Genomic DNA, 13,114 nt, shown 5'->3' on the forward strand with positions numbered 1-13,114 from the left:
CCGCTGTTGATAGAGTAACCGGCAGTCAGACGGTGAAGACAAGGCTGAAAGGGAGCTCCAGTGGCGGCGCAAATCGATTACCAGATTGAAAAATACCAGTTTACGGCGGTTGATGAGGATCCGCGCCTCGCGCGCCAGTGGGCGGAAGTGCTGGACGAGTGCCAGCAGGCAAAAGCCGACAGCGCCGAGCGCCTGCGCATTGCCCTGCTCAACGTGGACTACGTCACCAGCTTCGAGCTGCCGTTTCGCCTGCTGCTGATCCGCGCCCCGCAGCTGATTGCCGGGATGCGCGACGCGCTGGCGATAAGCCAGAAGAGCGCGCTGTTTAACGATAAGCGCTTTGGCTGCGTCTACAGCCTCAGGCGCGAGCTGGAGACGGTGCCGGATACCTTTCGCTATCGCCTCTCAACCCGTATTCGCCGCGTATCGGCGGATGGCGTTGACGCCTCGCCTTTCCAGCAGATTGCCAAAGAAACCAAAGCCCCGCGCGAGCGCCTGAGAATTGCGCTGGAGGCGGGGCTGTCGGTGACGGCGCTGGACGGGCTGTTCTGGTTCGGCATTCAGCGCATGGCCGCCGACGTGCTGCGCCTGCGCAAAGCGGGCGTGTCGATTGCCACCGGCGAAACTGCCGTGGCGGATAATCTCACCGGCACCCTGCGCCGGGTGCCGGTATACCGCCTGAGCCCGCGCGACGTTAAATAATGTGCCCCAGCGCGGCACCTGCCTCCCGCTGATCGCCCTGCGCCGCGTCGTGGCGCAGCGTGCCGCCGCGTTCGGCCAGCACCGGCACTTCCATTTTCATCGCGTCCATGATCGCCACCGTATCGCCTTCGCGGACGGCGGCGCCGTCTTCTATCAGCCAGCGGTGAACCGCGCCGGTCACCGGCGCGGTAACTGCGTTATCTGCCGCGGCGCTGGCCTCCTTCACTTCAGGAACAACTGCCTGCGGAGCGGCCAGCAGCCCCGCGGGGATGCCCAGCCGCACTCTTCTGCCGTCCAGTTCGATCCAGCTGCGCACCAGCGGAGTGTCCTGAGCCGGCAGCTGGCGCGGTGCCAGCGGTACCCGGTCGTTGAATTCGGTCTCAATCCAGCGGGTGCGCACCGCGAAAGACTCGGTGAAATCCGCCTCGTCCATCACCGCCCGGTGAAACGGCAGCACCGAGGCCACGCCCTCAATCTCAAACTCCGCCAGCGCGCGGCGGGCGCGGGCGATAGCCTGCTCGCGGGTAGCGCCGGTGACGATAAGCTTCGCCATCAGCGAATCGTAGCTTCCCGGCACCCGGCCGCCGCTCTCGATCCCGCTGTCCAGCCTGATCCCCGGCCCGGAAGGTGGCGCAAAGCGGGTTACCGCGCCGGGTGTCGGTAAAAAGCCGCGTCCGGCATCTTCGGCGTTGATGCGAAACTCGAAGGCGTGGCCGCGCGGGGCGGGTGTCTCGCTTATCGACAGCGGCAACCCCTGAGCCACGCGCAGCTGTTCGATCACCAGGTCAATGCCCGCGGTCTCTTCCGTTACCGGATGTTCGACCTGTAAGCGAGTATTCACTTCCAGAAACGAGAGCGTGCCGTCGCGGCTGAGCAGGAACTCAACCGTGCCCGCGCTGACGTAGCCCGCCTCGCGGCAGATAGCTTCTGCAGACTGGTGAATCGCCTGGCGTACCGCGTCGCTGATAAACGGCGCCGGGGCTTCTTCCACCAGCTTCTGGTTGCGCCGCTGCAGGGAGCAGTCCCGGGTGCCGATCACCACCACGTTGCCGAACGTATCGGCCATCACCTGCGCCTCGATGTGGCGGGGTTTGTCGAGATACTGTTCGACGTAGCACTCGCCGCGGCCAAAAGCGGTTTGCGCTTCGCTGACCGCCGAGGCGAACAGCGCCGGGATCTCCTCCAGCGTCCACGCCACTTTCAGGCCGCGGCCGCCGCCGCCGAACGCGGCTTTAATCGCTACCGGCAGGCCGTGCTCGCGGGCGAAAGCCACCACTTCCCCGGCGTTTTCCACCGGATCGGCGGTGCCTTTCACCAGCGGTGCGCCGACCTTGAGGGCGATTTTACGCGCCTGCACCTTATCCCCCAGCTGCTCGATACTTTCCGGGGAAGGGCCTATCCAGACAAGGCCCGCCGCCTGCACCGCGCGGGCAAAATCCGCCCGCTCGGAGAGAAAACCGTAGCCCGGATGTACCATCGTGGCGCCGCTGCGGCGGGCGACGTCCACCAGCGCGGCGATATTGAGATAGGTCTCTTTCGGCGCGGTGCCGGGCAGCGCGCAGGCCTCGTCCGCCATCGACACGTGCAGCGCATCCGCATCCGGATCGGCGTAGACCGCCACCGACGCCATGCCGGTATCGCGGCAGGCGCGGATAATGCGCACGGCGATCTCTCCCCGGTTAGCAATCAGGACTTTGTGCGGGGTCTGAACGGTATCAGTCATGGCGGTGGTGCTCCTGGGAAATGGGTAACGAGGGGATAAGCTGAAAGCGAATCGCGCAGCCGGGCGGGATCTGCCCGGCGAGATCGAGATGGTGCGGCGCGACCGCCGCGATAACCGGATAGCCGCCGGTGAGCGGATGATCGTTGAGAAACAGCACCGGCTGGCCGCCGGCGGGTACCTGGATGGCGCCGGTGCAGGTGCCCTCGCTCGGCAGCTCCTGATGCTGGCTGCGCGTGAGCACTTGCTCACCCTGCAGGCGAAGGCCGATACGGTTGGACTGGGCGGTCACCTGCCAGAGCTGGGTGGTCAAAAGCCGCAGGGCATCATCTGTGAACCATCCCTGGCGCGGCCCGGCGACGATCTCCAGCGTGACAGTTTCGCCAGGCTGCGGCAGCGTGGCCGCCTCGACAGGTTCAGCCACGCTGGCGGGCCTGGCAGCATTATCCAGCGCTAGCGCGTCGCCGGAACGCAGCGGCGGCGGGCCGACCTGCGCCAGAGTATCAAAGGCCGCGCTGGCCAGCACCGCAGCGGGCGGCCTGATACCGCGCAGGGCCAGATAGCTGCGTACCCCGCGTCGGGCGGGGCCGACGCGCAGCACGTCGCCCGCCTGCAGGGCAAAAGGCCGGTTCATCGCCAGCGGCAGCCGCTGGCCCGCGGCTTCCAGCGTCAGGGCGCAATCCGCCCCGGTCACCGCCAGCACAATATCGGTTTCGGCCCGGGCGGCAAATCCGCCGCAGGTGATCTCCAGTCCCGGCGTCTGCGGCGGGTTGCCCACCAGCCGGTTGGCGCTGCGCCACGCGGCCTTGTCCATCGCGCCGGACTCGGAAACCCCCATCGCCGCCTGGCCGCGCCGCCCCTCGTCCTGCCACAGCGTCTGCAAGCCCGGAGACAGAATCGTCAGAGCCGCCGGCGCGGCGTCTGCTACTGCGGTGATAGCTGCAGGCGGCAGCGACACGGTGCTGCGGCCAGCGTCCGCAATAAAGCGCACCTCCGCGCCCGGCTGCAGCAGCGCCGGGGGCCGGCGGGTGATGTCCCACATCGGCGCGGCGGCGGTACCGATCAGCTGCCAGCCGCCGGGGCTGGCCTGGGGATAGATGCCGCTAAATTCACCCGCCAGCCCGAGCGATCCGGCGGGAATGCGGGTGCGCGGCGTCGCGCGGCGCGGCACCTGGTGCAGCCACGCCGGGCTCACCATATAGGCGAATCCCGGCGCGAAGCCGGTAAAAGCCACTTTCCAGCGCAGAGACTGGTGCTGCTCCACCAGCTGCGGCACGCTGAGCCCGAGCATTTCGGCCAGCGCGGGCAGATCCTCCCCGTCGTAGCGCACCGGGACCTCAACTGCCGGCACCTGCCGATCCCCGCTGGCGATCCTGGGCAGCCCGGCAATGCGCCGGGCCAGCGCCTGCGCGGAGGTGAGCCACGGTGAAAAGTGAACCAGCACGCTGCGGGCGGCGGGCACCAGTTCGTCTACGCCGGGCAGGGCGCTCTCCCGCAGGGTGTCGTACAGCGCCAGCGTCTCGTCGAGGCTCACCAGTTCAATCAGAAAGCAGTCGGTATTTACGGGCAGGAAGCGCACGTTACGCCCCCTGCCAGGCGGCGTCGGGCACGTCGGTGATAAACATATGGCCGGGCGCGTGGCTGATGGCGAAAGGTACGCCGGAGCGCATCACCGCGGCCTGCGGGGTTACGCCGCAGGCCCAGAATACCGGGATTTCGCCGGGCTCAATGCGCACCGCATCGCCGAAGTCGGGGCGCTGAATATCCTCAATGCCCAGCAGATGCGGTTCGCCGATATGCACCGGCGCGCCGTGAACGGCCGGAAAGCGGCCGCTGATCATTACAGCATCGCTGACGCGATCGGCAGGAATGGGGCGCATGGAGACCACCAGTTCGCCGCTCAACCGTCCGGCCGGGCGGCAGAGGCGGTTGGTTTTATACATCGGAACGTTACAGCCGTCGGTGATGTGGCGAATCTCAATCCCCGCCTCGCGCAGCGGCGTTTCAAACGTAAAGCTGCAGCCGATCAGGAAGGTGACTAAATCCGGATGCTGCTGCCAGAGCCTGGTGGCATCCGTGATCTCATCCGCCAGTTTCCCCTGCTGCCAGATGCGGTAGCGCGGAATATCGGTACGCAGATCCGCACCCGGCGCCAGCGGCGTGCGGTAATCGCCTGCCTCAACCACGTCCAGCACCGGACAGCTTTGAGGATTGCGCTGGGCGTACAGTAAAAAATCGAATGCCCAGTCGCGGGGCAGGCAAATCATATTGGCCTGTGTCATCCCCGGCGCCATCCCCGCGGTGGGTTTGTCGAAACCGGCGCGGATCGCTGCCCGCGCCTGCTGCGCGGCCATTATCGCCTCGCGGCTGGCGTTGATTAACTTCATGACTCCTCCGTAAAGGCGCGGATAGTGAAGCCGTTTGCTTCCAGCAGGGCGCGGAGCTGGCGCGCCATCTCGATAGCGCCGGGGCTGTCGCCGTGCACGCAGATGGAGTCGGCGGCAATCGGCGTAAAGTCGCCCTCGATGGAGGTGATGCCGCCCTCGGTGAGCAGCTGGAGCATGCGGCGGGCGACCTGCTGCGGGTCGTGCAGCACCGCGCCGCTTTCGCGGCGGGAGACCAGCGCGCCGTTACGGTGATAGGCGCGATCGGCAAAGGCTTCGGCCACGGTGCTCAGCCCCGCCTCGCGGGCCTGGGTCAGGATCTGCGATCCCGCCAGCCCCACCAGCGGCAGGGTGGCGTCAACCGCCTTAATGGCGTCAATCACCGCCTGCCCCTGGCGCGCGTTGCCGGCAATGGTGTTATACAGCGCGCCGTGCGGCTTAACGTAGCGCACCCGGGTGCCAGCCGCCGCCGCCAGCCCTTGCAGGGCGCCTATCTGATAGACAACGTCCGCGAACAGCTCGTCGTAAGCGATATCCATATTGCGGCGGCCAAAGCCCACCAGATCGGGATACGAAACGTGGGCGCCCACCGCCGCGCCGCTGCTGGCGGCCGCCCGCAGGGTGGCGAGGATAACGTCCGGCGAACCGGCGTGAAAGCCGCAGGCTACGTTGGCGCTGCTCACCAGCGGCAGAATGGCGGCGTCGTCGCCGAGGGTCCACTGGCCGTAGCTTTCGCCGAGGTCGCTGTTTAAATCAATGGTTTGCATCAGACAATCTCCAGGAAACTAAAAATGGTGCCGACGGAGAGGGCCGCCATATACCAGGTCAGGGCGCAGATAACCAGCCCGGACCACAGCAGCCAGCGGGGATAGCGATAGCCCTGCATCAGGTCGCTGCGCCGCCAGCCGATATAGATAAAGAGGGTTAATCCCACCGGCAGCACCAGGCCGTTAAAGCCGCCGGCGAACACCAGCAGCGCCGCCGGAGCGGTGCCGAGGGCCAGATAGACCAGCAGCGAGACGGTGATAAATATCAGCGTGGCAATATTGCGCTGGCGATCGCTCATCGCCGGAGAAAACACCGTCATAAATGACACCGAGGTATAGGCCGCCCCGATAACGCTGGTAATAGCCGCCGCCCAGAAGATAAAGCCAAACAGGCGCACGCCAAACTCCCCGAGCGCGTACTGGAACGCCTGAGAAGCCGGGTTGGCGGCCTGCCCGGAGAGATCGAGGGTTACGCCGCTGGCCACCACGCCGAGGATCGCCAGAAACAGCACGTAGCGCATGATCCCCACCACCAGAATGCCTTTATTGGCAGCGGACGATACCGCGTCAATATGCTCCGGGCCGACCATGCCTTTATCCAGCAGGCGGTGCGCGCCGGCGTAGCAGATGTAGCCGCCGACGGTGCCGCCCACAATCGTGGTAATGGTGGCAAAGTCGATATGCTCCGGCATCACGGTCTGAAACAGCGCGTCGCCGATCGGCGGTTTGGTCACGAACATCACGCCCACCACCATCGCAATCATCATAATCCCGAGCCCCACCATCAGGCGATCGATGGCGACGCCCGCCCGGCGGGAGGAGAAGATATACAGCGCAAAGCCGGCGCTGATAAGCCCGCCCCATTTCGGACTGATACCGAACATAGCGTTCAGACCCAGCCCGGCCCCGGCGATATTGCCGATGTTAAATACCAGCCCGCCGAAGATAACCAGTACCGCCAGCAGGTAGCCGCTGCCCGGCAGCGCCGCGTTGGCGACCTCCGAAGCGCGCATCTGCGTCAGGGTCACCACCCGCCAGATATTCTGCTGCACCACAAAATCAATGATGATGGACGCGAGGATCCCGAACGCAAAGGACGCGCCCATCGTGGCGGTAAAGGCGGTGGTCTGGGTGATGAACCCCGGACCAATGGCAGAGGTGGCCATCAGAAATATGGCGGCAATCAGCGACGATCGCCGACGGCGGAGAAACGCTTTGTTATCGACTTCCAGTGCGGGCATGAGAGGACTCCCTGAGCGATTGACTGCGGTGGACGATAGATCCATGCAAGCAATAACCGGACCATTGTTGAGGTATGTTTTATGTTTGTTAATCAATGTTTGTTTTATTGTTGAACAATATCCTGGAGGGCGCGTCAGGGTTAGACAATACTTTTTGCAGGGGGAAGATGAGAAATACGAAGGGGATCACGCGATGTTTCATTGTGGTGCAGGCGTGCGTCATGATGGTGCAAAGCGCTGCGCGGCTGGGGGCGGGACCGGTAACGCACCGCCGCTCAGCGCCTTGTGGCGCTTTGGCGATTATGTGAAGATGGCCGCTCACCGCGGCCCGGAGATATGATGAAAAAAGACGCCCCCGCCCAGACGCTGATTGACCGCACGGCGGAAACCATCCGCGCCCGCATTACCGCCGGCGATCTGGTGCCGGGTACCCGCCTGTCGGAAGCCGCGCTCAGCGAGCAGCTCGGCATATCGCGCAACACGCTGCGAGAAGTCTTCCGCCTGCTGACTCAGGAAGGGCTGGTGCGCCACGAGCCGCACCGCGGCGTCAGCGTGGCGCTGCCGGACGTGGCCGCCATTATCGATATCTACCGCGTTCGTCGCCTGATCGAGTGCGACGCTCTGCGCGGCGCCAGCGCTTTTCATCCCTCGGTCGCGCGGATGGTGCAGGCGGTAGACGCCGCCCGCCGCTGGCAGGCCGACGGCGACTGGCGCAGCGTCGGCACCGAGAACATGGCGTTTCATACCGCCATCGTCGAGCTGGCGGACAGCGATCGGCTGATGCGCCTCTACCGGCAAATCTCCGCCGAGCTGCGCCTGGCGTTCGGCCACCTCAACAATCACGCCCTGCTGCACGCGCCGTACATTGAAAAAAACGCGGCGATCCTGGCGCTGCTGCAGGCCGGGCGCAACGACGAGGCGGCGGAGGCGATGAGCGGCTACCTGTCGCTCTCCGAGCGCACCGTGCTGGCGGCGCTGGCGCGTCAGCAGCAGGGCAGATAAGCCCCCGCGCCTGAAACAAAACAGGCTGCCCGCAGGCAGCCTGTTTTGTTTTGCAATCTTACTTATTTGGTCAGTTCAGCGGTCATGTGCACGCGCTCGTTAAACTGGGCGCTGGTAATTTTGTATGACGCGCCTTCTGCTGCGGCTTTAGCCGCGATTTTGGCTTCTGCACCATCCAGCGTAGAGGCAGTGGCGCTTACGCTCTGGGCGAATGAAGTAAAAGAAACCAGCGAGAGGGCGGCGGCTACTGCAAAAGTTTTGATGGTTTTCATGGTCTTATTCCTTAATTTGTTTGGTCATTTGAGCGCGTTTTGCGCTGATGTCACAAATAATAGACCGTCAGTTCGATGTTTAAAATCGAAACAATTCGCAATAGTTTGTCAAATAAATTGATTATATGGCGTTATGTTTGGGCGATACCGCTCAATCCGCTCAGAAGTGTTCCCACAGCGATACGCGCGGAAATAACGCTGGCAGCGGCTGCGTTCCGACCGGGCCCGCCTGCAACAGCGGGGGAGGTATTCTGCAGATTGAGATAAACGATCCGCTTAGTATTATGCGTTATGCGCGCCTGCGTAATTTCCTGCCTTAGTCTATTACGCTAAAAGCACAAGGATATATTATATTTAGAGAGTGCGAGTTATCTATTTTACTAAATATATAAAAAGTCTGGTTATTTATTATTTATAGCCTCAATTAATCCTGTAATTAGCAGTAAAAGGGTGAGGGGAATGTGTTCTGTAAGGATATATTTCATGATAGTTCATGCAAACATTGAGTGGTTTTAAGTCCATGATTAATGTGATGAATTATCTTTTGCGCTGGCTATCGTGATGAATAGATTGAATTTAATTTTTTAACTTTCGCTATTTATTTAATTACGCGCAAATAAATAAATCTTTCCTATACTTATTTCTCACGACGAATATTACCTGCCTGATGTTTTAGAAATTAAATGCCTTTCACCGTATAAAGATTTAACGGGAGTGATTCTGTATGGCATCTGCAAAAAAAATAGGGCTTATAGCCTGCACCGGCGTGGTTGCCGGCAATATGATGGGCAGCGGCATCGCCCTGCTGCCGGCAAACCTGGCGGGCATTGGCTCTATCGCCATTTGGGGTTGGGTTATCGCACTTATCGGCGCGGTATCGCTGGCCTACGTCTACGCGCGTCTCGCCACCAACAATCCTCAGGAGGGCGGGCCTATCGCCTATGCAGGTGAAGTAGGGCCCGCTTTCGGCTTTCAGACCGGGGTGCTTTACTACCACGCCAACTGGATCGGCAACCTGGCTATCGGCATTACCGCCGTCTCTTATCTGTCCACTTTTTTTCCGATCCTCAACCAGCCGGTGCCGGCGGGCATTGCCTGTATTGTGATTGTCTGGATCTTCACCTTCGTTAACCTGCTGGGCGGGGCCTGGGTCAGCCGGCTGACCACCATTGGGCTGGTGTTAGTACTGATCCCGGTGGTGGGCACCGCGCTGTTCGGCTGGTTCTGGTTCGATACCGCCACCTATATGGCCAACTGGAACGTCTCGCAGGAGCCCGATACCCGGGCGATTGTTAACAGCGTGCTGCTGTGCCTGTGGGCGTTTATCGGCGTTGAATCTGCGGCGGTAAGTACCGGGATGGTTGAGAATCCAAAACGCACCGTGCCGATCGCGACGATGGCAGGAACGCTGCTTGCCGGGGTGGTCTACATTCTGGCGACGCAGGTGATTTCCGGTATGTATCCCGCAAGCCAGATGGCGGCTACTGGCGCGCCGTTTGCGGTGAGTGCCTCGACGATGGTTGGCGGCTGGGCAGCCGCGCTGGTATCGGCGTTTACCGCCTTCGCCTGTCTCACTTCACTGGGCTCGTGGATGATGCTGGTGGGCCAGGCCGGCGCGCGCTCGGCGCACGACGGCAATTTCCCGACCATTTACGGCGAGATGGACAAGCACGGGATCCCGAAGAAGGGGCTGATTCTGGCCTCGGTCAAAATGACCGCGCTAATGGTGCTGCTGACGGTAATGAGCTCCGGCGGCGGCAAAGCGTCGGATCTGTTTGGCATGCTCACCGGGATCGCGGTCCTGCTGACCATGCTGCCGTACTTCTACTCCTGTATTGATCTGATCCGCTATGAAGGTGCGAACGTGAAGAACCTGCTGAGCCTGATCGCCTCGATCCTCGGCTGCTGCTTCGTGTTCGTCGCGCTGATGGGGGCCGACTCTTTCGAACTGGCGGGAACCTGCATTATTAGCCTGATTATCCTGATGTTCTACACCCGCAAGCTGGGCGTCGCCCAGGCGGCGGCGAGGAAAGTAGCTGCTAGTGGCGTTCCCCCCGTCAGCCAGCCTCGTCCCTGATTCATCGTGTTAATGCTTAATTTTTTGCGCAGCGCCCGCCGGGCGCTGCGCGCTGAATATCCATGAGATCCGGAGAATCCGCATGAATATTATTGCCGTAATGAATGACAAGGGCGCCTATTTCAAAGATGAGGCCCTGCGAGAGCTCCACCTGCAGCTGGAGAAAGCGGGTTTTCGCCTCGCTTACCCTACCGATCGTAACGATCTGCTGAAGCTGATTGAAAGCAACGCCCGCCTGTGCGGCGTTATCTTCGACTGGGATACCTATAACCTGGAGCTGTGTTCAGAGATAAGCGAGCTTAACGATCGGATGCCGGTGTACGCTTTCGCCAACAATAATTCCACCCTTGATGTCACCATGAACGATTTGCGCCTCAACGTGCGCTTTTTCGAGTACATGCTGGGCAGCGCGGAAGATATCGCGGTCAAAATCCGCCAGAGCACCGACGAGTATATTGACGCGATCCTGCCGCCGCTTAACAAGGCGCTGTATAAATATGTGCAGCAGGAGAAATACACCTTCTGTACGCCGGGACACATGGGCGGCACGGCGTTTAATCTCAGTCCGGTGGGAAGTCTGTTCTACGACTTCTTCGGCGAAAATACAATGCGTTCGGATATTTCGATCTCGGTGGGCGAGCTCGGATCCCTGCTCGATCACAGCGGCCCGCACCGCGAGGCAGAAGAGTATATCGCGCACACCTTTAATGCCGAACGCAGCTATATCGTTACCAACGGCACCTCTACCGCCAACAAGATCGTGGGAATGTACGCGTCGCCCGCCGGCGCGACGATCATGATCGATCGCAACTGCCACAAGTCGCTGACGCACCTGATGATGATGAGCAACGTCATTCCTATCTACCTGCGCCCGACCCGCAACGCCTACGGTATTCTCGGCGGGATCCCGAAAAAAGAGTTTACCCGTGAGAGTATAGAAGAGCGGGTGAGGAGCACCCCGAATGCTACCTGGCCGGTGCACGCGGTGATCACTAACTCCACTTACGACGGCCTGTTCTACAACACCGATTACATTAAAGAGACCCTCGACGTGAAGTCTATCCACTTTGACTCCGCGTGGGTGCCCTATACCAACTTCAGCACCATTTATGACGGCCATGCGGGGATGAGCGGTGAGCGGGTTGAGGGGAAAGTGATTTACGAGACCCAGTCCACCCACAAGCTGCTGGCGGCGTTCTCGCAGGCCTCGATGATCCACGTTAAAGGGGCTATTAACGAAGAGACATTCAACGAAGCCTATATGATGCACACCTCTACGTCGCCGAACTACGGCATTGTGGCCTCAACCGAAATGGCGGCGGCGATGATGCGCGGCAAAACCGGCAAGCGGCTGATTAACGGCTCTATTGAACGGGCGATAAGTTTCCGTAAAGAGATCCGCCGCCTGCGATCCGAGTCCGACGGCTGGTTCTTCGACGTCTGGCAGCCGGACAATATCGACGACGTGGCCTGCTGGCCACTGAATCCGCGCAACGCGTGGCACGGCTTCAACAATATTGATGACGATCATATGTTCCTCGATCCCATCAAAGTGACGATTTTGACCCCGGGCATGAGCCCGGACGGCACGCTGGAAGAGTCGGGGATCCCGGCGTCGATCGTCTCTAAATATCTGGATGAGAGAGGGATCATTGTTGAGAAGACCGGCCCGTACAATATGCTGTTCCTGTTCAGTATCGGCATCGACAAAACCAAGGCCATGAGCCTGCTGCGCGCCCTGACCGACTTTAAGCGCGTATACGACCGCAACGTGTTTGTGAAGCACGTGCTGCCGTCGCTGTATGAGAGCGCGCCGGATTTCTACAAAACCATGCGCATCCAGGAACTGGCCGAGGGCATCCACAAACTGACGCGCCACCACAATCTGCCGGACCTGATGTATCGCGCCTTTGAAGTGCTGCCGGAGATGGTCATCACCCCGCACGACGCATTCCAGGAAGAGGTGCGCGGCAATATTGAGATGGTGGATCTAAGCGATATGGTGGGCAAGGTCAGTGCCAATATGATCCTGCCGTACCCGCCGGGAGTGCCGGTGATTATGCCGGGCGAACGCATCACCAAAGAGAGTATGCCGGTGCTGAACTTCCTGCAGATGCTGTGCGATATCGGCGAGCACTATCCGGGATTCGAAACGGACATCCACGGCGTCACCCGCGATCCGCAGACCGACCGCTACCGGGTGGTGGTGCTTAAGCAGGGCTCCGACCAGCCGGGAGAGAAGCCCAGCGATACGGTGAAGAAAGACCCGCACGTGAAGAAAGAGCCGTCAAAAGTGAAGACTAAGGCGGCAGGGAAGTAGAATTTTTGGCGTAACCGGCGGCAAGCGTGAAAGCGTGGCCGCCGCACAACCCCCTGAACGGCTTGCCGGGCAGGGGGTTTTTTTTGAGTAGGGCAGTCAACTCACAAACGGCTTGAAGTATGACGGGGATAAGTCACTTTTTACCAATAGTATTACTACTAAGTATTATATGATTTCATCGTCTCTTAATTTTCCAGCGTTACTGTATATCATTGGATTATTTTCAAATAGCCAGTTTATAAGAATTTACCTACAATGGTTGTTTTACTTCACTGCGTGCTTAGTGCCAGCATTAAAATTATCGTATTAGGAAATATCCTACCTCCAAAGGGCCAGTGTTAATAATCTGTAATGTAAGCCTGATTATTATCTTAAACATAATCTAAACGTCCAATATTATATCCTGCCGGCGTCGTAATTTATTTTAAAAAGTACTTTTATCAACGATACTTAAATTTTTATTTGTATTGGTCGATATTTGATCTCGTTGCGCATTTAAGTGATAAAACTCTCTTTTTTGATGTGCCTACCCAACAGCCTGAAACTTGCTATTGCAGCCAGTTCATTTTATGAAGCAAATAGCTGCCCTTTGCCTTTTCATTTTTGCTTTTCTTATTTAAGTTATTTCA

Annotated in this window: 11 protein-coding genes; 5 read left to right on the forward strand and 6 right to left on the reverse strand. The window is 60.1% G+C overall.

What is annotated here, in order from left to right; genetic code table 11:
- The first annotated feature begins 60 nt into the window (after positions 1-60).
- The gene (locus QZ766_RS15965; RefSeq protein ID WP_297203633.1) at positions 61-702 is read left to right on the forward strand and encodes a helix-turn-helix domain-containing protein; all 642 of its coding nucleotides are present in this window, start codon (positions 61-63) and stop codon (positions 700-702) included.
- On the opposite strand, the gene QZ766_RS15970 is transcribed toward QZ766_RS15965, so the two are convergent.
- Genes QZ766_RS15970 through QZ766_RS15990 form a run of 5 tightly spaced genes read right to left on the reverse strand, consistent with a single transcriptional unit; the run spans position 695 to position 6,814 of the window.
- Positions 695-2,425 carry a biotin carboxylase N-terminal domain-containing protein gene (locus QZ766_RS15970; RefSeq protein ID WP_297203635.1) on the reverse strand — a complete coding sequence of 577 codons (1,731 nt, stop codon included), beginning with the start codon at positions 2,423-2,425 and terminating at the stop codon, positions 695-697. The genes QZ766_RS15965 and QZ766_RS15970 overlap by 8 nt on opposite strands.
- Positions 2,418-4,001, reverse strand: coding sequence for an urea amidolyase family protein (locus QZ766_RS15975; RefSeq protein ID WP_297203637.1), 1,584 nt, complete (start codon positions 3,999-4,001; stop codon positions 2,418-2,420). The genes QZ766_RS15970 and QZ766_RS15975 overlap by 8 nt, the downstream gene beginning before the upstream one ends.
- A gap of 1 nt (position 4,002) precedes the next feature.
- Positions 4,003-4,809, reverse strand: coding sequence for a putative hydro-lyase (locus tag QZ766_RS15980; protein WP_297203639.1), 807 nt, complete (start codon positions 4,807-4,809; stop codon positions 4,003-4,005).
- Complete coding sequence (locus tag QZ766_RS15985) at positions 4,806-5,576, reverse strand: 5-oxoprolinase subunit PxpA (RefSeq protein WP_297203718.1); 771 nt, start codon at positions 5,574-5,576, stop codon at positions 4,806-4,808. The genes QZ766_RS15980 and QZ766_RS15985 overlap by 4 nt, the downstream gene beginning before the upstream one ends.
- A complete protein-coding gene (locus tag QZ766_RS15990; protein ID WP_297203641.1) occupies positions 5,573-6,814 on the reverse strand; it encodes an NRAMP family divalent metal transporter in 1,242 nt (413 codons plus the stop codon). Before QZ766_RS15990 ends, QZ766_RS15985 begins: the two co-directional genes overlap by 4 nt.
- Positions 6,815-6,857: 43 nt before the next feature.
- Here QZ766_RS15990 and QZ766_RS15995 point away from each other — a divergent pair, with 43 nt between their 5' ends.
- Together QZ766_RS15995 and QZ766_RS16000 are read left to right on the forward strand one after the other, a co-directional pair.
- A complete protein-coding gene (locus QZ766_RS15995; protein WP_297203643.1) occupies positions 6,858-7,154 on the forward strand; it encodes a hypothetical protein in 297 nt (98 codons plus the stop codon).
- The gene (locus QZ766_RS16000; protein WP_297203645.1) at positions 7,154-7,816 is read left to right on the forward strand and encodes a GntR family transcriptional regulator; all 663 of its coding nucleotides are present in this window, start codon (positions 7,154-7,156) and stop codon (positions 7,814-7,816) included. Before QZ766_RS15995 ends, QZ766_RS16000 begins: the two co-directional genes overlap by 1 nt.
- A 62-nt stretch (positions 7,817-7,878) precedes the next feature.
- Here the strand turns inward: QZ766_RS16000 and QZ766_RS16005 are convergent, their stop codons facing one another.
- Complete coding sequence (locus tag QZ766_RS16005) at positions 7,879-8,088, reverse strand: YdgH/BhsA/McbA-like domain containing protein (protein ID WP_297203647.1); 210 nt, start codon at positions 8,086-8,088, stop codon at positions 7,879-7,881.
- Between the two features lie 724 nt (positions 8,089-8,812).
- Between QZ766_RS16005 and cadB the strand changes: the two genes are divergently transcribed.
- Together cadB and cadA are read left to right on the forward strand one after the other, a co-directional pair.
- Entirely contained in the window at positions 8,813-10,165 is a 1,353-nt protein-coding gene (cadB, locus tag QZ766_RS16010; RefSeq protein WP_297203649.1) for a cadaverine/lysine antiporter, read from the forward strand.
- A gap of 82 nt (positions 10,166-10,247) precedes the next feature.
- Positions 10,248-12,485: a lysine decarboxylase gene (cadA, locus tag QZ766_RS16015; protein ID WP_297203651.1), complete on the forward strand. Its 2,238-nt coding sequence runs from the start codon at positions 10,248-10,250 to the stop codon at positions 12,483-12,485.
- Positions 12,486-13,114: the final 629 nt, after the last annotated feature.

Origin of the sequence: uncultured Pluralibacter sp., from assembly GCF_913775985.1 — a bacterium.
Classification (GTDB): Bacteria; Pseudomonadota; Gammaproteobacteria; order Enterobacterales; family Enterobacteriaceae; genus Pluralibacter.